Source organism: Allobosea sp. NPDC003192 (genome assembly GCF_050275675.1).
Taxonomy (GTDB): domain Bacteria; phylum Pseudomonadota; class Alphaproteobacteria; order Rhizobiales; family Beijerinckiaceae; genus Allobosea.
Genome location: NZ_JBNNPK010000028.1, coordinates 31,904 through 50,418, shown reverse-complemented (window position 1 = coordinate 50,418; position 18,515 = coordinate 31,904). Strand labels below are relative to the sequence as shown.

Below are 18,515 nucleotides of genomic sequence, written 5' to 3'. Positions count from 1 at the left end.
TGTACTTGGCGACGAGCCCGCAATGGCGGCTATGGGTCGAAAGCAGCCGTTCTAGCTGAGAGCCTGCCCTAAACCCGCCCGCCCTTCAGCGCCCTCAGCACCTTCTCGCCCGGCCGTCCGGTCTGGGGCATGCCGATCTTGCCTTCGATGTCCTTGATCGCCGCCCGCGTCAGCGCACCGACGGCGCCATCGGGCTCGCCGACATTGTAGCCGCGCTGGATCAGCAGGCGCTGCAATTCGCGGCGCTGCTCGCGCGAGAGCGGCAAATCGTCGGTCGGCCAGTCGCCCTGCACGCCAGGCCGGCCGCGCAGGCGGTCGGAGAGCAGCGAGATCGCGAGGGCGTAGGAATCGGCGCCGTTATAGCTGTAGGCGGCGTCGTAGTTCTTGAAGACTAGGAAGGCCGGGCCGTTGCGGCCGGCCGGCATGAGCAGGCCGGCATTGCCGGAGCCGGAGAGCGCCGAGCCGTCGAACTTGACGATGCCCTGGCTCGCCCAATGCGAGACCGGCCGCTTGGGATTGCGGCCCGTTCCGCCGGAATAGCCCCCGGGCACGCGGACCTCGTAACCCCAGGTCGCGCCGGTGACCCAGCCGGCCTTGTCCATGAAATTGGCGGTCGAGTGCAACGCATCGGGGATGGAATCGACGAGGTCGCGCCGGCCGTCGCCATCGCCATCGACCGCGAGCCGGAGATAGGTCGAGGGAATGAACTGGGTATGGCCGAAGGCGCCGGCCCAGGAGCCGAACAGCCGCTCGGGGCGGACATCGCCGCGCTGGATGATCTGCAGGGTGGCGATCAGCTCGCCCTTGAAGAAGGCGTTGCGGCGCGGCGCCAGGCAGGCGCCGGTCGAGAGGGCCTGGACCAGCGGCATCTTGCCCCGCGCCTTGCCAAAATCGCTCTCGACGCCCCAGACCGCCGCGATCGTATGGCGGTCGACGCCGAAGCGCTGCTCGGCGGCGGCCAGCGTCGAGGCGTGCTGGCGCATCATCGAACGCCCTTCCGCGACCTTCTCATCGTCGACCAGCGTACCGAGATAGTCCCAGATCGGCGTCTTGAACTCGGGCTGGTTGTTCATCGCCTCGATCACCTTCATATCGGGCGTGACACCCGACATGGCGCGGTCGAAGGTGGCGCCGGAAACGCCCTTGGCCGCAGCCGCCGAACGCAGGCCGGCGACACAGGAGTCGAAATCGGCCCGGGCCGCGGTCGCGGCGGCGAGGACGAGAGGCAAGGCCAGGATCAATGTGCGCATAAGTCCACCGAATCGCAGGATTGGCGCGAATCTAGGGCGCTGCGGTTAATGGAGGTTAACCATGCGACGCCTGCCGAGCGCGAAGCGTCGAAACCGGCTATGTCTGATCAATCTCCGCTCCCGCGCGAATCGCCGATAGGCCCGCATGTCCACCGCTGCCATCGAAGCGCTCGGCTTCTGTGCCGCCCTGCTGACCACCTTCTGCTGGCTGCCGCAGGCCTGGCAGACGATCCGCACCCGCGACACCAGCGGCATCTCCTTGTGGACGCAGGCGCTGTTCGCCACCGGCATCGTGCTCTGGCTGATCTATGGCGTGCTGATCGCCTCCTGGCCGCTGATCGGCGCCAACACGGTGACGCTGGCGCTGGTGCTGGTCATCCTGACGATGAAACTGCGCTACGGCTAACGACAGGCAATCAGGCAGCCGAAAAAGCTCCGTCATTCCGGCCGCAGCGTAGCGGAACGCCGGAATCCATCGTAGGGAACGGCGCTCTACGATGGATTCCGGAGCTGCGCGGCTGACGCCGCTTGTCCGGAATGACGGCCCAACTCCACCGGATGTCATCATGCCCACACTCAGCACCGCTCATCTCCTGCCGATCGGCATGCTGATCGCCTCGAATGTCTTCATGACCTTCGCCTGGTACGGCCACCTCTCCTACAAGAGCACGGCGATCTGGCTGGCGATCCTGGCGAGCTGGATGATCGCCCTGCCGGAATACATGCTCGCCGTGCCGGCCAACCGCATCGGCTCCGGCGTCTATTCGGCGGCCGAGCTGAAGACGATGCAGGAGGTGATCACGCTCTGCGTCTTCGCCGGCTTCTCGGTGTTCTGGCTGAAGGAGCAACTCACCTGGAACCACGCGATCGGCTTTGCCCTGATCGCTGCCGGCGCCTTCTTCATCTTCCACGCCAAGGCCTGAGCCAATGGCACCGATCCCTCACTCCGGCCACCCCGCCGTCGAAGCCTATCTCGCCGAGGGCTATGACAATGTCGTCGGCATGTCCTCGCGCTTTGCGGCGGCAATCTGCACGCGCCTGTTGCGGCTGCAGACGGAGGAAGGCATCAGCGGGCCGATCGCCGAGATCGGGGCCTTCGAGGGCCGCTTCTTCATTGCGCTGGCCCATGCGCTCGAGCCCGGTGAGATCGCCCTCGGCATCGACATCTTCGAATGGCCGAATCCCGAGGTGAAGGACCGGTTCGAGGCGAACTGCCTGAAGCACGGCATCGGCCCGGAGCGCCGCGTCACGATCAAGGCCGATGCCGGCGCGATGACGCCGGCCGAGCTGATCGGCCATGCCCGCGGCGACAAGCTGCGCTTCATCCATATCGACGGCGAGCATTCGCGCGCGGCCCTGAGCAAAGATCTTGCGCTCGCCACCGCCTGCCTTTCCGAGGCCGGACTGATCGTGCTCGACGACATGCTGCACCCCGGCTATCCGACCTTGATGGTCGCGGTGCAGGATTATCTTGCCGCCAACCCCGGCATCGTTCCGCTGTGCATCATCGACCGGGAGACCATTGTGGGCGCGACCAAGTTCGTGCTTTGCCAGCGCGACTGGTTCGAGCGTTATCAGGCGGTCATGCTGACGATCTTCAAGGAGCAGATCTGGCCGCTGGGAGCCGACTTCGAGCCACATTGGTGCCTCGTTCTGTCGCTCGATACGCGGCTCGCCGAGATCGCCTGATTCTGCTCGGTTTCTCCCGAAGGATGCCTGCCTTGCTCAAGCCGATGCCGCTCGCCCTGTGCCTTGCCACGATCTCGGGCGCCGCCCTTGCCGGACCGACCTGCTCGCCGAGCGACGAGCGCGCCCGCATCCTCGCCTCGGCCTCGACGGGCAATCTCCACCGCGACTGGAAGGGCGGAAACCGGGTCGGCTATGGCTGGTCGCTGCAGGTCGACCGCAGCGTGCGCGACGCCGCCGGCACCGAATACTATGTCGGCGACCTCTACGACACGAACGGGCATCTTGCGACCCGCAAGGTCTTCGTCGTCGAGCGTGAGTGGGATTGCGGGCCGTAAGGCTGGTCACTCACTGAGCATCGCCACCCTCTCCCGTCATGGTCGGGCTTGTCCCGACCATCCATGTCTTTGCTGGTCAAAGGCGGTGTTCAAGACGTGGATGCTCGCCACAAGGGCGAGCATGACGAGCTGGAGCAGTCTCGTGTTCATGGGTTCCGGGCTCGCTGCTGCGCAGCGCCCCGGAATGACGGCAGTGCCTCAGCGCGCCGGCCGAACCCGCAGCACCTTGCCATTCGAGTCGTCGCTGAGCAGATAGAGATAGCCGTCCGGCCCTTGCCGGACGTCGCGGATGCGTTCGCCGAGATTGGTCAGCAGGCGTTCCTCGCCGGTGACCCTCTCGCCATCGGTCGAGAGACGCGCCAGCAACTGGCCGGCGAGCGCGCCGACGAAGAGCGAGTTCTTCCAGGCCGGCCAGCGATCGCCGGTGTAGAAGGCGGCGCCCGAGGGCGCGATCGAAGGGTCCCAGTAGAACAGCGGCTGCTCCATGCCGGGCTTGCTCGTGCCGTCGCCGATCTTCACGCCGGAATAGTCGATGCCATAGGTGATCACCGGCCAGCCATAGTTCAGGCCGGCCTTGGGCGTGTTGACCTCGTCGCCGCCGCGCGCGCCGTGCTCGGCCGTCCAGAGCTGGCCGGTCTGCGGATGCAGCGCCGCGCCCTGCACGTTCCGATGACCGATCGACCAGATCTCGGGCGCCCAGCCAGGCTTCTTCGGATTGCCCTCCGCTGCGCCGCCCTCGAGGCGGATGCGCAGGACCTTGCCGATATGGTTCTCCGGGTTCTGCGCCTGATCGCGCTGGCTGTAGCGGTCGCCGACGGTGACGAAGAGCGCGCCGGTCCTGTCGAAGACCAGCCGCGAGCCGAAATGCATGTTGCTGGCGATCGTCGGCATCTGCCGGAAGATCACACTCAGTCCCTCAAGCGCATTGCCGTTGGCGCTGAGGCGGGCGCGGGCGACGCTGGTGCCGTTGCCGTTGGCGCGCGGCTCGGCGAAGGAGAGGTAGAGATAGCGGTTCTGGGCGAAGTTCGGGGCGAGCACGACGTCGAGCAGGCCGCCCTGCCCGCGCGCCACGACATTGGGCACGCCCGCGATCGGGGCTGAGAGCTTGCCGTCGCTGCCGACCAGGCGCAGGCGGCCCGGCCGCTCCGTCACCAGCATGCGCCCATCCGGCAGGAAGGCGAGGCTCCAGGGGTTCTCCAGCCCGCTCGCCACCGTCTCGACCAGGAGTTCGCCGGCACTCGACGGGTAGCGCTGCTGGGCTGTGGCGGGCGTCACCGCGAGGGCAAGAGCGAGGGCGACGAAGGCGAACCGCATGCAGAAACTCCCGAAGTCGATAGCCAATCTGCCGCCGTTTCGTGACGACAGCACGGCCCGCCCCAACGAGACAGGGCTAGCACTTCAGAGAGAATGCACCATTCAGCCGCCGGTTGCTTCGAGCTCACGCCGAAGTGAGACGATCTGGGAGGTTTCATCGAGCGCGACATCGGCGCTGGTGACGACCGAGCCGGCGGCGACGTCGCGCTTCAAGGTCACGCCATGCGCCAAACCGATCGGTAGCGCCTTCGCCGCGCGGCTGGCTGCTGCCGGCATCAGCTTGCCGTAGACGGTGTAGCCGCCCTCCCCGTCCAGCATCTCGCCGGCCTTGAGGTCGCGCTTGGCGGTGGCGACGGCATCGCCGCGCCAGCTCCTGGTCGTGCCGGTCGGCTCGCCGCGCAATGCCACGTTCAGCACCGAGAGCGAGAGCTCGAGCCCGATGAGGTGGAAGGGCTTGTACATTGCGGCATAGAGACCGGTGGAATCGGTCGGCAGTCCGTATTGCTTGAAGCAGGCGGCGGCATAGGGGTTCGGCGCCTTCAGCACGACATAGACGCCCCAGCGCAGGTCGCGGAAGACCGGCCGGCCGTCACGCTCCAGCGAGGAGACGACCTCGACCATGCCGTCATGCTCGAGCTGGCCGCCGACCGCCTTCGGCCGCAGGACATGGGCGAGATCGTCGACGCCGCAGGGCGGAAAAGACAGGCCGTCGGCCGGCACGTCGAGCCCGCTGGCATTGGCGATCGCGGCCATCTCGATCGCCGATTTGGTGCCGTCGAGAAAGGAGTTGAACATTTGCGGGTTCATGCCGGCGGCCTTGGCCGCTTCCGGCGTCAGCCCGTAGTGGCTCCAGACTTCGTCCGGCGTGACGCGGTGATAGGCCGGCAGGTACTTGGTGCCCTTGCCGGCGGCCGCGACGGTGAAGCCAGTGGCTCTGGCCCAGTCGACCATCTCGGCGACGAGCGCCGGCTGGTCGCCATAGGCCATGGAATAGACCACGCCCGCCGCCCTGGCCTTGGCCGCCAGCACCGGGCCGACCAGCACATCGGCCTCGACATTGACCATGACGACATGGCGCCCGGTCGCGATCGCGGCGAGCGCGTGGCGGGCACCGGCGGCGGGGTGCCCGGTCGCCTCGATCACCACCTCGACGCCATCCGTCTCCGCTGCGGTGACGCCGCTATCGACGAAACGGGTGGCGGCGATGCGGGCCTCGTCCCAGCCGACGGTGCGGCAGGCCTGACGCGCCCGCTCCGGGTCGAGATCGGCGATCGTCGCGACCTCCAGCCCCTCGATATGCGGCACCTGGGCCAGGAACATCGAGCCGAACTTGCCGGCGCCGATCAAGGCACAGCGGACCGGGCGGCCAGCCTCGGCGCGGGCGGCGAGCTTGGGCACGAGGTTCATGGGCGGTGGTCCTTCAACGTCGATCCAAAGGGCGCGACCTACCCGTCATGCTCGCCCTTGTGGCGAGCATCCACGTCTTGAACACCGCGCTGCGGGAAGGAAGACGTGGATGGTCGGGACAAGCCCGACCATGACGCAGGAGGTTAGCTCAAGAAGTGCTTCGGGCTCACTCCGGCTTCACGCCGGCTTCCTTGATGATCTTCTCCCAGGTCGCGATCTCCTGCTGGTGATACGGCCGGAAGGCGGCGGGATCGCGGACCTTGAGGGTGAAGCCGAGCTTGAGGATCTGCTCGGCGATCGCGGGCTTGGCGAGCGAGGCCAGCACGGCCTTGGAGAGGGTGTCCAGCACGGGCGCCGGCGTCGCGGCCGGGGCGAAGAAAGCGGCCCAGCTGTCGGCGTCGGCATCGGAAACGCCCTGCTCGCGCAAGGTCGGGATGTCCTTGGCGCGCGGATTGCGCTCGGGGCTCGCCAGCGCGATCGCGCGCAGCGTGCCGGCATTGATCTGCTCCAGCACCGAAGGCAGCGTCGAATTGGCGATGTCGATGCGCCCGCCGATGATCTCCTGCACCAGCGGCGCCGCGCCGCGGAACGGCACATGCGTCATCTTGATGCCGGTGCGCTGCATGAACAGCTCCATGGCGAGATGCGAGCCGGAGCCGACGCCGGTCGAGCCATAGTTGAGCTTGCCGGGATCGGCCTTGGCGAGCGCGATCAGTTCCTTGATGCTCTTGGCCGGCAGATCGTTGCGGACAACGAAGGCGTGCTCGAAGGCGCCGACGCCGGCGACCGGCGCGAAGTCCTTGACCGCGTCATAGCCCGGCTCCTTCAGCAGGAACATGTTGTTCCCGTGCGTCTGGTTGTTGCCGAAGATGAAGGTGTGCCCATCGGCCGCGCCATGTGCGACGGCCCGGGTGCCGACTGCGCCCGAAGCGCCGGCGCGGTTGTCCACAACGACGCTCTGGCCGATCGAGGTCGAGAGGTCCTGCGCGACGAAGCGTGCGATCGCGTCGGTCGGTCCGCCAGCCGGATACGGCACCACTAGGGTAATCGTCTTAGACGGGTAGCTCTGCGCCCGCACGATGGCCGGGGCGAAGACGGCGCCGGCAACGAGGCCGAGCGTGGAACGGCGGGTCAGCGACATGGACTTCCTCCCGGGAGCCCGCTTGGAAGACGGGCTTTCGCGGCAGGATTAGGGGGAAAGCGAAGTTGCGTCCAGCGACTGGCATGTAAGTGCCGTCCTGTCTTAGCCTTTTTGGCAATGAGGCGATGAGGGAGACGAAATGCCATGACGGTTCGGATCGAACGCAACGGCAAGGTAGCGACCGTGATCCACGCACGGCCGGAAGCTCGCAATGCGATGGACCCGGAGAGCGCGATCGCCCTGACCGACGCTTTCCTAGCGCTCGACGCCGACCCGGACACAACGGCGATCGTGTTCTGGGGCGAAGGCGGCGCCTTCTGCGCCGGCTGGGACCTGAAATACGCGCAGGCCTTCACCGAGGCGGAGCGCTTCCAGAGCGAAATCGTGGAGGGCCTCGCCTTCCCGCCGGGCGATGCGCCACCGCCGCGCGGGCCGATGGGCCCCTCGCGCCTGGAGATGAGCAAGCCGGTGATCGCGGCGATCGAGGGTCCGGCCGTCGCCGGCGGCATGGAACTCGCTCTCTGGTGCGATGTCCGGGTGATGGCCGACGATGCCTATTTCGGAGTCTACTGCCGGCGCTGGGGCATCCCGCTGATCGACGGCGGCACGGTCCGCCTGCCGCGGCTCGTCGGCCAGGGCCGCGCACTCGAAATCGTCATGACCGGTCGCAAGGTCGAGGCCGAGGAGGCGCTTCGCATCGGCCTGTGCGAGAAGATCGTCGCCAAGGGGCAGGCGCGCGCCGCGGCCGAGGCGATGGCACAGGAGATCGCGCGCTTCCCGAGCGGCGCGATGCTGGCCGACCGCCGCAGCGTCATTGCCGGCCACGGCCTGCCCGTGCGCGAGGCGCTAGCGCGCGAATGGGCCGGCGGCGTCCACACCATCGCGACCGAAGGGGCGGCTGGCGCCGGCCGCTTCGCCGCCGGCAAGGGCCGTGGCGGCGATTTCAGCGAGATCTAGGCTGAGAAACCAGCCCGCTTTAGGCGCTGCACCGCGACGTCCAGCGCCTGCAGGAAGGCCGAGCGGTCCTTCTGCGAGAACGGCTTCGGGCCGCCGCTGACGCTGCCCATGGCACGCAGGTCTTCCATCATGTCGCGCGTCGCCAGCGCCATGCCGATCGAAGCTTCGGTGAAGGGCTTGCCGGTCGGGCCTATCACGTCGGCACCAGCCTTGATGCAGCGATCGGCCAGCGGGATGTCAGCGGTGATGACGATCGCGCCACGGCCGGCGCGCTCGGCGATCCAGTCGTCGGCGGCATCGAAGTTGCCGGGCACGACAACGCGCTCGATCCAGGGCTCGCGCGGCACCTGCATGAAGCTGTTGGCGACGACGAAGACCTTGAGCCGGTGCCGCTCGGCAACGCGATAGATCTCCGGCTTCACCGGGCAGGCGTCGGCGTCGATGTAGATCGCAATCGTCGTGGGAGCATCCATGGCGCCGGCATCGCAGCCGGACGACGCCTGCGCAAGTCTTTATGCCGGCCTTATGCGCCTGAACACCTTCCGCATGGCGGCCTTATCGGGGCCAGACCTACATCATCGGCATCGATGGAGGTCGATATGTCGATGAACACTTCCCTGTTCCGCACCAGCCAGCAGCGCCGTACCCGCGCCGTCTATGACAGCGCCGCCAGCCGCCGCCCGGCCGTTGGAATCCTCTGTGCCGAGATGGTCGCGCTCGCCGTGTTCGCACTGGCAGCCGCCGCCTTCATCGGCCTGCGCGCCTGGTTCGCCTTGCCGAACTGAGGACGCCGACATGGGACAATTCAAGCCGCTGCAGCCGCTCAATGGCGAAAGCCATCTGTTCCTGGTCGGCCGGTCGAGCCATGGTTTCTGGGTCGCGCGCGACCTTGAGGGCCGCAGCGAGGGCATCTTCCGCAACCAGAAGGAGGCGGTGCGCTTCGCGCTCTCGGAGGGCGGCCATCCCAATGCCGTGCTGATCTCGCCGAACGAGGTCGAGCCGAGCTATGGCATGGGCATCCATTGAGGGCATGTCCATCGCCGACAAGGCGAGCCGCGACCTCGACAGGGCGCTGCTCGCCATTTTCCTGGAGGCCGCCGGCGCCCTGATCGATCAACTCGTCGAGGTCGGCATCACCGACCCCGCCGACCTCGCCCGCCGCCTCAACCGGCGCGGCTTTCCCTGTTTCGGGCGGCCGCGCTGGAATGTCGTCGCGGTCGCCACCGTGCTGCGTCGCCGCGAGCGCCTGCGCGACGCCGCCTGAACCTGGCGGCCAGCCATTCCTGTCGTTTCTGGCCGATATCAAGCACTGTCGCTTGCAGTGCCCGTCCCGGGAGCCTAAACCACGCCCCGCGCCCGCGACGGGCGTCTTTGCCCTCCCGGAGATCTGGACCCATGGCTTTCCTTGCCGACGCCCTGAAGCGCGTGAAGCCGTCTGCGACCATCACCATCACGCAGAAGGCGCGCGACCTGAAAGCGCAGGGCAAGGACGTGATCTCGCTCTCGGTCGGCGAGCCCGATTTCGATACGCCGGACAATATCAAGGAGGCGGCGATCGCCGCCATCCGCCGCGGCGAAACGAAGTACACGCCGGTCCCCGGCATTCCGCAGCTTCGCGAGGCGATCACCCGCAAGCTGAAGCGCGAGAACGGCCTCGACTACAAGGCCAGCCAGACCATCGTCGGCACCGGCGGCAAGCATGTCATCTACAACGCCCTGCTCGCCACGCTGAACCCGGGCGACGAGGTGATCTGCGTCGCGCCCTATTGGGTCAGCTATCCCGAGATGGTCGCGCTCTGCGGGGGTACGCCGACCTTCTGCGAGGCGACGATCGAGAACAACTTCAAGCTCCAGCCGGCTGACCTCGAGGCCGCGATCACGCCGAAGACCAAGTGGCTGATCCTGAACTCGCCGTCGAACCCGTCGGGCGCCGCCTATACGCATGCCGAGATGAAGGCGCTGACCGACGTGCTGATGCGCCATCCGCATGTCTGGATCCTCACGGACGACATGTACGAGCACCTGGTCTATGGCGACTTCAAGTTCGTCACCCCGGCGCAGGTCGAGCCCGGCCTGTACGAGCGGACGCTGACGATGAACGGCGTCTCGAAGTCCTATGCCATGACCGGCTGGCGCATCGGCTACGCCGCCGGCCCGCAGCACCTGATCAACGCCATGGACCTGGTCCAGGGCCAGCAGACCTCGGGCACCTCGGCGATCTCGCAATGGGCCGCGGTCGAGGCGCTCGACGGCACGCAGGAGCACATCCCGGTGTTCAAGAAGGCGTTCGAGCGTCGCCGCGACCTCGTCGTCTCCATGCTCAACCAGACCCGCGGCCTGAAGTGCCCGACGCCGGAAGGCGCCTTCTACGTCTACCCGGACTGCTCGGAACTGATCGGCAAGACCCTGCCGAACGGCAAAAAGATCGAGACCGACGAGGATCTGGTCATGGGCCTGCTGGAGAACGAGGCGGTCGCGGCCGTGCACGGCTCCTCCTTCGGCCTCGGCCCGAACTTCCGCATCTCCTACGCCACCTCGGACGAGAAGCTGGAAGAGGCCTGCCGCCGCATCCAGCGCTTCTGCGCCGAGCTCCGCTGAGATTGGACAAAGGCCGGCGGCTCGGCTGCCGGCCTCGTCCTGACCTGTGATGACACTCGAAGACCAGCGCGCCCTGATGCTGTCGGGACGCATGTATGACGACCTGACGCCCGAGCTGATCTCAGCGCGGGCGCGGGCCGTCGTCCTGACCGACGCCTATAACCGCAGCCTCGGCCAGCCGCAGGCGGAGCGCGAGGCGCTGCTGCGTGCCGTCCTGCGCGAGGTCGGCCCCGGCGCCCATTTCGAACCGAATTTCCGCTGCGAATTCGGCTTCAACATCAGCATCGGCCGTAGCTTCTATGCCAATTTCGACTGCGTCATGCTGGATGGGGCGCAGATCACCATCGGTGACAACGTCCTGCTCGGCCCGCGCGTCGGCATCTACACCGCCAATCACGCCATCGACCCGGCCGAGCGCGTCGCGGGCGGCTGCTATGCCAGGCCGGTGACGATCGGCAACCGCGTCTGGATCGGCGGCGGCGTCCAGATCAACCAGGGCGTCACGATCGGCGACGACGCCATCATCGGCGCCGGCAGCGTCGTGACGCGCGATGTTCCCGCTGGTGTCATCGCGGCCGGCGTCCCGTGCAAGGTGCTGCGCGAGATCACCGAAGCGGACAAGACTGGGTTTCGCTCGACGCGCCCCTGAGCGGCGAGCCGGACGCAGTTCCGATCCTGGTTTCGTGAGTTGCCGCCATCGACCTGTTCGGGTAGCGCCTTGATATGAACCGTCGCGCGCTGCTGCTCCTTGCCTCCATCTGCGTGCTGCCAGTCGCTGCCAATGCGCAGACCACCGCGCCCTCGCTCTCGGTCCGCGAGGCACATGAGGCGGCCAAGGCCGGCAAGCTCGTCCTCGTCGACATCCGCACGCCCGAGGAATGGGCCGATACCGGCGTGCCGGAGGGCGCGATCAAGCTCGACATGACCGGCAGCGCCTTCGAGGTCAGGCTCGCCGCATTGAAGCTCGACCATCCCGGCAAGCCGATCGCGCTGATCTGCCGGACCGGCAACCGAACCTCGACCTTGCAGAAGACCCTCGCGGCCCGCGGCTGGAAGGAGCTGGTCGACGTTCGCGGCGGGCTGCTCGGCAATCCCAAGGACAAGGGCTGGCTGGCGGAAGGCTTGCCGGTGACGAGCTACCCATGACGCGCTTCCTTCTCCCCTCGGGGGAGAAGGTCCGGCAGGGGATGAGGGCGGTACGACAGGGTGAGACAAGGACCAGACGAGCCTATCCTGCCCTCATCCGTCAGCGCTTCGCGCTGCCACCTTCTCCCCCGAGGGGAGAAGGGTTCAAGAGATCCGGCCGGCGCTCCCGCGTGATCTGCTCCGCCTGCTCGCGCCGCCATCTCGCGATGCGAGCGTGATCGCCCGACAGCAGCGCCTCGGGCAGGCCCCTGCCCTCCCATTCGCGCGGGCGGGTGTAATGCGGGTATTCGAGCAGGCCGTTCTCGAAGCTCTCCTCGGCGCCGGAGGCTTCCTTGCCCATCACGCCGGGGATCAGGCGCACGCAGGCGTCGAGCAGCACCATGGCGGCCATCTCGCCGCCGGAGAGGATGTAATCGCCGACCGAAACCTCGGTCAGGCCACGCCCCTCGATCACCCGCTCGTCGACACCCTCGAAGCGGCCGCAGACGATGACGACGCCCTCGCCGGCGACATAGTCCCGCACCATGCGCTGGCTGAGCGGCCGGCCGCGCGGCGACATCAAGAGGCGCGGCCGGGTATCGTCAGCCGGAACCGCCGCATCGATCGCCGTCGCCAGCACGTCGCAACGCAGCACCATGCCGGCGCCACCGCCGGCGGGCGTGTCGTCGACATTGCGATGCCGGCCGATGCCATGCTCGCGGATCTGGTGCGTCTCCAGCGACCAGAGCCCGCTGCGCAAGCCTTCGCCCGCCAGCGAAGCGCCGAGCGGGCCGGGAAACATCTCGGGATAGAGGGTCAGAACCGAGGCGCGGAATGCCATCGGTCAAGCAAAGCGCAGCGCCGGATTGCCGTCCAGCGCCGCATAGTCATCGACACTGGCGATGACGTTGTCGAAGGCGGCGAAGGCCTGCGCCGGCAGCATGGTCAGCACCGCGACTGCGCGCATGCCGGCGCGGCGGGCCGCCTCGACGCCGTTCGGCGCATCCTCGAAGACGATGCAATCGGCCGGCGCGACGCCCATGCGCTCGGCGGCCGCGAGGAACATGTCGGGATGCGGCTTGCCGCGAAAGCCCTGGCTCGGCGAGACGATGGTGGCGAAGCGCTCGCGCAGCGAAAGCGTGTCGAGAATGAGCGCGATATTCGGCGGAGGCGCCGCCGTCCCGACAGCCATGGGCACGGCCTGCGCACGCGCCCGGTCGAGCAGGTCGACGAGGCCGGCGACCGGCGCAACGAGCGGACCGTAAGTGTCGCGATAGAGCCCTTCCTTCTCCTCGCCGAGCCGTTGGAGTTCGGCCGCGTCGGCGCCGGGAAAGTGCGGGCCGATAATCTCGGCGATCGCCATGCCGGCCGTGCGCACCGAGAAGGTCGCGCGCTCGAAGGGTAGGCCGTGCTTGCGGTACCAGCTTTCCCAAGCGTCGTCGTGGTAGCGCATATTGTCGACGATGGTGCCGTCCATGTCGAAGATCAGCGCCTTGGCCGGCGTCTCAGGCTGCATCGTCATCCTCGAACAGGCCGGCCGGAGGCAGGGCCTCGATGCGCTTGGCCGCGATGTCGATGCGCGGCGCATAGGCCTTGGTGAAAGGCATCAGCACCGAGCGGCCATCCGGCGTCTCGATGTCGATGAGATCGCCGGCGCCGTAATTGGCGACGGCGGTGACGGTGCCGAGGATGGCGCCATCCGGGCCGATGACGCTACAGCCGACGAGATCGGCCTGCAGGAACTCGTCCTCGTCCTCGGGCACGGGCAAGCGCGAGCGCTCGATATGGAGCTTCACCCCATTCAGCAACTCGGCCGCTTCGCGGCTGGTCACGCCCTTGAGCCGGGCGACGACCACTTCCTTGGCAGGCCTGATATCGGCGATCTCGAAGCGCCGGCCCTTCTCGTCGACGAGCGGGCCATACTCGGCGAGCGCCAGCGGATCGGCCGTGAAGGTCTTGATCCGGACCTCGCCGCGCACGCCATGCGGCGCGCCGACGATACCGAGCAGGACGAGATCGTCGCTCATGTCAGTGCGTCATGCTCGGGCTTGACCCGAGCATCTCCTGCCGGAGATTCCCGGGTCTCCGCTGCGCTTCGCCCGGGAATGACGCCCTGAACATCGAAAGCTCACTCAGCCGCGGCTTCGGCCGGGGCGGCGGCCTTCTCGGCCTTCTTCTCGGCGCGCTCCTTGGCCTTGTCGCCGGGAACAGCCTTGTTCGGGTTGTTGCGGGCCGCACGCTTCAGCACGCCGGCGGCGTCGAGGAAGCGCAGGACGCGGTCGGTCGGCTGGGCGCCCTTGGCGAGCCAGGCCTTGGCTTTTTCCAGATCCAGGACAACGCGCTCGGGAGAATCCTTGGCCTTCATCGGGTCATAGGCGCCGATCTTCTCGATGAAGCGGCCATCGCGCGGCGAGCGGGCGTCGGCGACGACGATGCGGTAGTACGGGCGCTTCTTGGCGCCGCCACGGGTCAGGCGGATCTTGAGGGACATGGTCTTCTTCCTTTGGGTTGAGCGGTAAAACTACTTCTTCTTGAACGGGTTGTTGCCGAGGCCCGGCAGACCGCCGAGGCCGGGCAATTTCGGCATCATGCCGGCGGGCGGGGTGACGCCCTTGGGCAGACCGGGGAAGCCGCCCGGAGGCAGCGAAGGCAGGCCGCCGCCGGCGCCGAGCTGCTTCTGCAGTTCGGCGAGCTGGGCGGGATCCATCTTCGAGGGGTCGGGCATGCCGGCCGGCATGCCACCGCCGCCGAGACCGAACATGCTGCCGAGCTTGCCGAGCATGCCGCCCTTCTGGCGGGCCATCTGCTTCATCATGTCCGCCATCTGGCGGTGCATCTTGAGCAGCTTGTTGATCGCCTCGGGCGAGGTGCCGGAGCCGGCGGCGATACGCTTCTTGCGGCTGTTCTTGAGCAGATCGGGGTTCTTGCGCTCGGCCGCCGTCATCGAATTGATGATCGCGATCTGCCGGGCGATGACCTTGTCGTCCATCTTGGCGTTGGCGATCTGGTTCTTCATCTGCGCCATGCCGGGCAGCATGCCCATCAGCCCGCCGAGGCCGCCCATCTTCTCCATCTGCTGGAGCTGGGTGCGCAGGTCGCCGAGGTCGAAATTGCCCTTGGCGAGGCGCTGCGCCAGAGCCTGCGCCTTGTCGGCGTCGACGGTGGCTGCCGCCTTCTCGACCAGGCCGACGATGTCGCCCATGCCGAGGATGCGATTGGCGACGCGCGAGGGGTGGAAGTCTTCGAGCGCGTCGGTCTTCTCGCCGGTGCCGACGAGCTTGATCGGCTTGCCGGTGACAGCGCGCATCGAGAGCGCGGCGCCGCCGCGGCCGTCGCCGTCCATGCGGGTCAGCACGATGCCGGTGAGGCCGACGCGGCCGTCGAAGGCGCGGGCGGTGTTGACCGCGTCCTGGCCGGTCAGCGCGTCGGCGACGAGCAGGACTTCATGCGGATTGGTCGCCGCCTTGACCTCGGCGACCTCGGCCATCAGCGCCTCGTCGAGCGTGACGCGGCCGGCGGTGTCGAGCATGATGACGTCATAGCCGCCGAGCTTGCCGGCCTCGACCGCGCGGCGCGCGATCTGCACGGCGCTCTGGCCGACGACGATCGGCAGCGTCTCGACGCCGACCTGCTTGCCGAGGATGGCGAGCTGCTCCATCGCGGCCGGGCGGCGCGTATCGAGCGAGGCCATCAGGACCTTCTTCTTGTCCCGGTCGGTCAGCCGTCTGGCGATCTTGGCCGTCGAGGTGGTCTTGCCCGAACCCTGCAGACCCACCATCAGGATCGGCACCGGCGGCACGGCGTCGAAGGTGATGCCCTCGCCCTCGCCGCCGAGCGTGTCGATCAGCACGTCGTTGACGATCTTGATGACCTGCTGGCCGGGCGTGACCGACTTCAGCACCTCGGCGCCGACGGCGCGCTCGCGCACCTTGTCGGTGAAGCTGCGGACGACTTCGAGCGCGACGTCGGCCTCGAGCAGCGCCCGGCGCACCTCGCGCAGCGCGGCGTTGACGTCGTCTTCGGTCAGCGCGCCCCTGCGGGTCAGGCCCGAGAGGATGCCGGAAAGTTTCTCGCTCAGCGTGCCGAACATGCGGTCCTGCTTTGCCTGGCCTCAAGAAGCCGACATCGCGTGGGTCATCCGCCAAACGGTTTCGCGCCCGAGGGCGCAGACGCGCTGTCGGGCGTTGACCTCCGGGCTCATGGCAGCTCAGCGAGCGGCCCGGTCGGCGGATGAGGTTTCGGCGATGTCGGCGAAACGAATGCGCGCGTTAAAGCGGACAAATGCGGCGAAAGTCAAGCTGAAGCACGCAACAGGCGGCTACGCCAGCCTCGCGCGATCCTCATCACGGAGATGACATGAAGCTTCCGGTTCTCGCCGCCGCGCTGTTCGCGCTCGGCCTCACCCAGGCGCAGGCCCAGTCCTGCGAAGGCAATTTCTCGGTGGTCGGCACGCCGATGCTGACCGGCCTGACCTACAAGACCTGGGACATGGTGCAAAAGCGTGCACCGGCGCGGGTGCTGAAGGACCTCGGCGCCGCCGTCTCGGCCGAAGGCTTCGCCGACATGCGTATCGACAACGCCACGAGCTCGGTGCTGGCCATCCAGGAGACCTCCGGCTCCGGCCGGCCGCAGCATCTTCGCATCACTGCGCGCAAGAGCGGCAGCGGCACGCGGGTCGACGCGGTCTTCGTCGTCCAGCAGGGCCAGGTCGCTCCCGAAGGTTACGTTCGCGATGCACTCTGCCGCGTGATCTCCGGCGCGCAGGGCTGACCGGGCCGAAGATGCGGCGCCTCGCCTCAAGCAGGCGCCGCGACAATCCCGCCAGAATACGCCATTAGGCAGCTTCACCACCTGACGGCGACGTGACCGGGATTCCGCATAGATGAAGACGCATTCGGGCGCAGCCCTCCTGATCGCCCTGTTTCTGGCCGGCTGTGCCGGAGCACAGCGCGAAACCGTAACGCCCAGCCCGCGCAAGCAAGAGCGCCTCGCCGCCGTGAAGGCCGACCCGGCCGAGGCGGTGCGCATCCTCAACGCCTACCGCGCCGGCAAGGGCCTCGGTCCCGTCCGGCTCGATTCGACGCTCACCGCGATGGCCCAGCGCCAGTCCGATGCGATGGCGGCCAGCGACGACCTCTCCCACAGTGCAGCCGGCAGCTTCAATTCCCGCGTCAACGCCGCCGGCCTCGACACGGTGCGCGCCGCGGAAAATCTCGGCGCCGGCTATTACTCGACGCAAGAAGCCTTCGACGGCTGGAAGAAGTCGTCCGGCCACGAGGCCAATCTCTCCATGCCGCAGGCGACGCGCATCGGCATCGCGCTCGCGAAGAATCCGCAGACCCGCTACGGCGCCTGGTGGACGCTGGTGCTGGCCGGCGATCCGGAAAAGCGGCGCGAGATGTCGGCCGGGCCGCTGGTGCCGGTGCGTGGCGGCGGGACGACAACCTTCCGCTGGGGCCCTCCGCTCTAAACCGGCACAGACCTCGACAAGCGCACCGCCGTCGGCGCCGCCGATTCGAGATGGGATTGAGAACGATGAAGACGAACATGACCCGCGCCGGCATCGTTGCGCTGCTGCTGACGCTCACCGGCGCGACAGGCGCCTTCGCCCAGAGCTGCGAGAAGACCTTCGCGGCAGGCGGCGAGCCCTTCCTGACCGGGATCAATTATCGCGCCTCCGGCATCGTCAAGGCCGCTCCGGCCAAGGCGCTCAACGGGCTGAAGCGCGGCATGGCCGCGGAGGGATTTTCGAACGTCACAGTCGACCAGGAGGAAGGGACCGTGACGGGCTTCAAGGACGGCGCTGGCTCGGGCCGGCTGCAGCGCCTTCAGGGAACCGCGCGCAAGGCCGGAAACGGCGCCATCGTCGAGATCTTCTACCAGCTCCAGTCCGGCCAGGTCTCGGACGAAGCCTATATTCGTACCGCCTTCTGCCGCATCATCAACGGCGCCGGCCGCTGACGCGACCCGACAATGGCGGTGCGCCGAGCGCCGCCAACTTTCCCCTTTACAAGCGCCCCGCTCTGGTGATGGCTCTGGTCTTTAGCGGAGCCTTCACATCATGACCTTCGAAGCCTGGGCCGCCTTTGCCGCGGCCACCGCCGTTCTGCTCGTCATTCCCGGGCCGACCATCCTCCTGGTGATCTCCTATGCGCTCGGCCAGGGCTGGCGCACCGCCCTGCCGATGGCGGTCGGCGTCGCGCTCGGCGACTTCACCGCGATGACCTTGTCCATGCTCGGCGTCGGCGCGCTACTGGCGACTTCGGCGACGATCTTCACCGTGCTGAAATGGGCGGGCGCCGCCTATCTCATCTATCTCGGCGTCAAGCTCTTCCGCGCCGGCGGCAGCCTCGATGCCGAGCCGCGCCGGGACGCGAGCTCGGCGCTGAAGATGCTCGGCCACGCCTGGCTGGTGACGGCGTTGAACCCGAAGAGCATCACCTTCTTCGTCGCCTTCCTGCCGCAGTTCCTCGACCCGAAGGCCGACTTCTGGACGCAGATGCTGGTCTTCGAGGCGACCTTCATCACCCTCGCCTTCGCCAACGCCTTTGGCTACGCGCTGATCGCCTCGCGCGCCCGCACCCTCGTCGGCAATCCCCGGGCGATCGGCCTGTTCAACAAGGCCGGCGGCACACTGCTGATCGGTGCGGGTATCGCGACCGTCGCAGTGCGCTCGGGCAGCAACTGAAAGTCTTGCAA

The 18,515-nt window shown here is 67.6% G+C and carries 25 protein-coding genes; 15 read left to right on the top strand and 10 right to left on the bottom strand.

Annotation, left to right across the window (positions count from 1 at the left end):
* Positions 1 to 68: 68 nt before the first annotated feature.
* The gene (locus tag ACQKLX_RS27315; RefSeq protein WP_427364708.1) at positions 69 to 1,250 is read right to left on the bottom strand and encodes a lytic murein transglycosylase; all 1,182 of its coding nucleotides are present in this window, start codon (positions 1,248 to 1,250) and stop codon (positions 69 to 71) included.
* Between the two features lie 145 nt (positions 1,251 to 1,395).
* Between ACQKLX_RS27315 and ACQKLX_RS27310 the strand changes: the two genes are divergently transcribed.
* The 4 genes from ACQKLX_RS27310 to ACQKLX_RS27295 all read left to right on the top strand — a co-directional run bounded on the left by ACQKLX_RS27310 (position 1,396) and on the right by ACQKLX_RS27295 (position 3,274).
* Complete coding sequence (locus ACQKLX_RS27310) at positions 1,396 to 1,656, top strand: SemiSWEET family sugar transporter (protein WP_137884256.1); 261 nt, start codon at positions 1,396 to 1,398, stop codon at positions 1,654 to 1,656.
* Between the two features lie 160 nt (positions 1,657 to 1,816).
* On the top strand, positions 1,817 to 2,173 hold the full coding sequence (locus ACQKLX_RS27305) for a DMT family protein (protein WP_427364707.1): 357 nt from the start codon (positions 1,817 to 1,819) through the stop codon (positions 2,171 to 2,173).
* 4 nt (positions 2,174 to 2,177) lie between these two features.
* Complete coding sequence (locus ACQKLX_RS27300; RefSeq protein WP_427364706.1) at positions 2,178 to 2,939, top strand: class I SAM-dependent methyltransferase; 762 nt, start codon at positions 2,178 to 2,180, stop codon at positions 2,937 to 2,939.
* Between the two features lie 32 nt (positions 2,940 to 2,971).
* Positions 2,972 to 3,274, top strand: coding sequence for a hypothetical protein (locus ACQKLX_RS27295; RefSeq protein WP_427364705.1), 303 nt, complete (start codon positions 2,972 to 2,974; stop codon positions 3,272 to 3,274).
* A gap of 198 nt (positions 3,275 to 3,472) precedes the next feature.
* On the opposite strand, the gene ACQKLX_RS27290 is transcribed toward ACQKLX_RS27295, so the two are convergent.
* The 3 genes from ACQKLX_RS27290 to ACQKLX_RS27280 form a co-directional block, all read right to left on the bottom strand.
* Positions 3,473 to 4,588, bottom strand: a complete 1,116-nt coding sequence (locus ACQKLX_RS27290) for a PQQ-dependent sugar dehydrogenase (protein ID WP_427364704.1) — start codon at positions 4,586 to 4,588, stop codon at positions 3,473 to 3,475.
* Between the two features lie 102 nt (positions 4,589 to 4,690).
* Positions 4,691 to 5,995: an NAD(P)H-dependent oxidoreductase gene (locus ACQKLX_RS27285; RefSeq protein WP_427364703.1), complete on the bottom strand. Its 1,305-nt coding sequence runs from the start codon at positions 5,993 to 5,995 to the stop codon at positions 4,691 to 4,693.
* Positions 5,996 to 6,161: 166 nt separating this feature from the next.
* Positions 6,162 to 7,136: a Bug family tripartite tricarboxylate transporter substrate binding protein gene (locus ACQKLX_RS27280; RefSeq protein ID WP_427364702.1), complete on the bottom strand. Its 975-nt coding sequence runs from the start codon at positions 7,134 to 7,136 to the stop codon at positions 6,162 to 6,164.
* Positions 7,137 to 7,280: 144 nt separating this feature from the next.
* Between ACQKLX_RS27280 and ACQKLX_RS27275 the strand changes: the two genes are divergently transcribed.
* On the top strand, positions 7,281 to 8,093 hold the full coding sequence (locus tag ACQKLX_RS27275; protein ID WP_427364701.1) for a crotonase/enoyl-CoA hydratase family protein: 813 nt from the start codon (positions 7,281 to 7,283) through the stop codon (positions 8,091 to 8,093).
* Here ACQKLX_RS27275 and ACQKLX_RS27270 read toward each other — a convergent pair.
* A complete protein-coding gene (locus ACQKLX_RS27270) occupies positions 8,090 to 8,566 on the bottom strand; it encodes a YaiI/YqxD family protein (protein ID WP_427364700.1) in 477 nt (158 codons plus the stop codon). The genes ACQKLX_RS27275 and ACQKLX_RS27270 overlap by 4 nt on opposite strands.
* Before the next feature lie 132 nt (positions 8,567 to 8,698).
* On the opposite strand from ACQKLX_RS27270, the gene ACQKLX_RS27265 reads away from it, so the two are divergent.
* From ACQKLX_RS27265 to ACQKLX_RS27240, 6 genes are all read left to right on the top strand, one after another.
* Positions 8,699 to 8,878 carry a hypothetical protein gene (locus tag ACQKLX_RS27265; protein WP_427364699.1) on the top strand — a complete coding sequence of 60 codons (180 nt, stop codon included), beginning with the start codon at positions 8,699 to 8,701 and terminating at the stop codon, positions 8,876 to 8,878.
* Between the two features lie 10 nt (positions 8,879 to 8,888).
* Entirely contained in the window at positions 8,889 to 9,119 is a 231-nt protein-coding gene (locus ACQKLX_RS27260) for a hypothetical protein (protein WP_427364698.1), read from the top strand.
* A gap of 4 nt (positions 9,120 to 9,123) precedes the next feature.
* The gene (locus ACQKLX_RS27255) at positions 9,124 to 9,357 is read left to right on the top strand and encodes a hypothetical protein (RefSeq protein ID WP_427364697.1); all 234 of its coding nucleotides are present in this window, start codon (positions 9,124 to 9,126) and stop codon (positions 9,355 to 9,357) included.
* Between the two features lie 131 nt (positions 9,358 to 9,488).
* Complete coding sequence (locus tag ACQKLX_RS27250; RefSeq protein WP_427364696.1) at positions 9,489 to 10,691, top strand: pyridoxal phosphate-dependent aminotransferase; 1,203 nt, start codon at positions 9,489 to 9,491, stop codon at positions 10,689 to 10,691.
* Positions 10,692 to 10,740: 49 nt separating this feature from the next.
* Positions 10,741 to 11,340 carry a sugar O-acetyltransferase gene (locus ACQKLX_RS27245; protein ID WP_427364695.1) on the top strand — a complete coding sequence of 200 codons (600 nt, stop codon included), beginning with the start codon at positions 10,741 to 10,743 and terminating at the stop codon, positions 11,338 to 11,340.
* 74 nt (positions 11,341 to 11,414) lie between these two features.
* Positions 11,415 to 11,837 (top strand): rhodanese-like domain-containing protein, encoded by a 423-nt coding sequence (locus ACQKLX_RS27240; protein WP_427364694.1) that lies wholly within the window; start codon positions 11,415 to 11,417, stop codon positions 11,835 to 11,837.
* A 100-nt stretch (positions 11,838 to 11,937) separates the two neighbouring features.
* On the opposite strand, the gene trmD is transcribed toward ACQKLX_RS27240, so the two are convergent.
* The 5 genes from trmD to ffh form a co-directional block, all read right to left on the bottom strand.
* Positions 11,938 to 12,657 carry a tRNA (guanosine(37)-N1)-methyltransferase TrmD gene (gene trmD / locus ACQKLX_RS27235; RefSeq protein WP_427364693.1) on the bottom strand — a complete coding sequence of 240 codons (720 nt, stop codon included), beginning with the start codon at positions 12,655 to 12,657 and terminating at the stop codon, positions 11,938 to 11,940.
* A 3-nt stretch (positions 12,658 to 12,660) separates the two neighbouring features.
* On the bottom strand, positions 12,661 to 13,332 hold the full coding sequence (locus ACQKLX_RS27230; protein WP_427364692.1) for an HAD family hydrolase: 672 nt from the start codon (positions 13,330 to 13,332) through the stop codon (positions 12,661 to 12,663).
* Positions 13,322 to 13,843, bottom strand: coding sequence for a ribosome maturation factor RimM (gene rimM, locus ACQKLX_RS27225; protein WP_427364691.1), 522 nt, complete (start codon positions 13,841 to 13,843; stop codon positions 13,322 to 13,324). The genes ACQKLX_RS27230 and rimM overlap by 11 nt, the downstream gene beginning before the upstream one ends.
* 101 nt (positions 13,844 to 13,944) lie before the next feature.
* Complete coding sequence (rpsP, locus tag ACQKLX_RS27220; RefSeq protein ID WP_137884236.1) at positions 13,945 to 14,307, bottom strand: 30S ribosomal protein S16; 363 nt, start codon at positions 14,305 to 14,307, stop codon at positions 13,945 to 13,947.
* Positions 14,308 to 14,337: 30 nt separating this feature from the next.
* The gene (ffh, locus tag ACQKLX_RS27215) at positions 14,338 to 15,906 is read right to left on the bottom strand and encodes a signal recognition particle protein (protein WP_427364690.1); all 1,569 of its coding nucleotides are present in this window, start codon (positions 15,904 to 15,906) and stop codon (positions 14,338 to 14,340) included.
* A 266-nt stretch (positions 15,907 to 16,172) separates the two neighbouring features.
* On the opposite strand from ffh, the gene ACQKLX_RS27210 reads away from it, so the two are divergent.
* From ACQKLX_RS27210 to ACQKLX_RS27195, 4 genes are all read left to right on the top strand, one after another.
* Positions 16,173 to 16,586, top strand: a complete 414-nt coding sequence (locus ACQKLX_RS27210) for a hypothetical protein (RefSeq protein ID WP_427364689.1) — start codon at positions 16,173 to 16,175, stop codon at positions 16,584 to 16,586.
* Positions 16,587 to 16,698: 112 nt separating this feature from the next.
* Positions 16,699 to 17,286: a CAP domain-containing protein gene (locus ACQKLX_RS27205; protein ID WP_427364688.1), complete on the top strand. Its 588-nt coding sequence runs from the start codon at positions 16,699 to 16,701 to the stop codon at positions 17,284 to 17,286.
* Between the two features lie 65 nt (positions 17,287 to 17,351).
* Positions 17,352 to 17,777 (top strand): hypothetical protein, encoded by a 426-nt coding sequence (locus tag ACQKLX_RS27200; RefSeq protein ID WP_427364687.1) that lies wholly within the window; start codon positions 17,352 to 17,354, stop codon positions 17,775 to 17,777.
* Positions 17,778 to 17,877: 100 nt separating this feature from the next.
* Positions 17,878 to 18,504 (top strand): LysE family translocator, encoded by a 627-nt coding sequence (locus ACQKLX_RS27195; RefSeq protein ID WP_427364686.1) that lies wholly within the window; start codon positions 17,878 to 17,880, stop codon positions 18,502 to 18,504.
* Positions 18,505 to 18,515: the final 11 nt, after the last annotated feature.

Coding starts and splice junctions, on each gene's coding strand:
- ACQKLX_RS27315 (WP_427364708.1), bottom strand. CDS start 1,250: ATGCGCACATTGATCCTGGCCTTGCCTCTCGTCCTCGCCGCCGCGACC.
- ACQKLX_RS27310 (WP_137884256.1), top strand. CDS start 1,396: ATGTCCACCGCTGCCATCGAAGCGCTCGGCTTCTGTGCCGCCCTGCTG.
- ACQKLX_RS27305 (WP_427364707.1), top strand. CDS start 1,817: ATGCCCACACTCAGCACCGCTCATCTCCTGCCGATCGGCATGCTGATC.
- ACQKLX_RS27300 (WP_427364706.1), top strand. CDS start 2,178: ATGGCACCGATCCCTCACTCCGGCCACCCCGCCGTCGAAGCCTATCTC.
- ACQKLX_RS27290 (WP_427364704.1), bottom strand. CDS start 4,588: ATGCGGTTCGCCTTCGTCGCCCTCGCTCTTGCCCTCGCGGTGACGCCC.
- ACQKLX_RS27285 (WP_427364703.1), bottom strand. CDS start 5,995: ATGAACCTCGTGCCCAAGCTCGCCGCCCGCGCCGAGGCTGGCCGCCCG.
- ACQKLX_RS27280 (WP_427364702.1), bottom strand. CDS start 7,136: ATGTCGCTGACCCGCCGTTCCACGCTCGGCCTCGTTGCCGGCGCCGTC.
- ACQKLX_RS27275 (WP_427364701.1), top strand. CDS start 7,281: ATGACGGTTCGGATCGAACGCAACGGCAAGGTAGCGACCGTGATCCAC.
- ACQKLX_RS27270 (WP_427364700.1), bottom strand. CDS start 8,566: ATGGATGCTCCCACGACGATTGCGATCTACATCGACGCCGACGCCTGC.
- ACQKLX_RS27265 (WP_427364699.1), top strand. CDS start 8,699: ATGAACACTTCCCTGTTCCGCACCAGCCAGCAGCGCCGTACCCGCGCC.
- ACQKLX_RS27260 (WP_427364698.1), top strand. CDS start 8,889: ATGGGACAATTCAAGCCGCTGCAGCCGCTCAATGGCGAAAGCCATCTG.
- ACQKLX_RS27255 (WP_427364697.1), top strand. CDS start 9,124: ATGTCCATCGCCGACAAGGCGAGCCGCGACCTCGACAGGGCGCTGCTC.
- ACQKLX_RS27250 (WP_427364696.1), top strand. CDS start 9,489: ATGGCTTTCCTTGCCGACGCCCTGAAGCGCGTGAAGCCGTCTGCGACC.
- ACQKLX_RS27245 (WP_427364695.1), top strand. CDS start 10,741: ATGACACTCGAAGACCAGCGCGCCCTGATGCTGTCGGGACGCATGTAT.
- ACQKLX_RS27240 (WP_427364694.1), top strand. CDS start 11,415: ATGAACCGTCGCGCGCTGCTGCTCCTTGCCTCCATCTGCGTGCTGCCA.
- trmD (WP_427364693.1), bottom strand. CDS start 12,657: ATGGCATTCCGCGCCTCGGTTCTGACCCTCTATCCCGAGATGTTTCCC.
- ACQKLX_RS27230 (WP_427364692.1), bottom strand. CDS start 13,332: ATGCAGCCTGAGACGCCGGCCAAGGCGCTGATCTTCGACATGGACGGC.
- rimM (WP_427364691.1), bottom strand. CDS start 13,843: ATGAGCGACGATCTCGTCCTGCTCGGTATCGTCGGCGCGCCGCATGGC.
- rpsP (WP_137884236.1), bottom strand. CDS start 14,307: ATGTCCCTCAAGATCCGCCTGACCCGTGGCGGCGCCAAGAAGCGCCCG.
- ffh (WP_427364690.1), bottom strand. CDS start 15,906: ATGTTCGGCACGCTGAGCGAGAAACTTTCCGGCATCCTCTCGGGCCTG.
- ACQKLX_RS27210 (WP_427364689.1), top strand. CDS start 16,173: ATGAAGCTTCCGGTTCTCGCCGCCGCGCTGTTCGCGCTCGGCCTCACC.
- ACQKLX_RS27205 (WP_427364688.1), top strand. CDS start 16,699: ATGAAGACGCATTCGGGCGCAGCCCTCCTGATCGCCCTGTTTCTGGCC.
- ACQKLX_RS27200 (WP_427364687.1), top strand. CDS start 17,352: ATGAAGACGAACATGACCCGCGCCGGCATCGTTGCGCTGCTGCTGACG.
- ACQKLX_RS27195 (WP_427364686.1), top strand. CDS start 17,878: ATGACCTTCGAAGCCTGGGCCGCCTTTGCCGCGGCCACCGCCGTTCTG.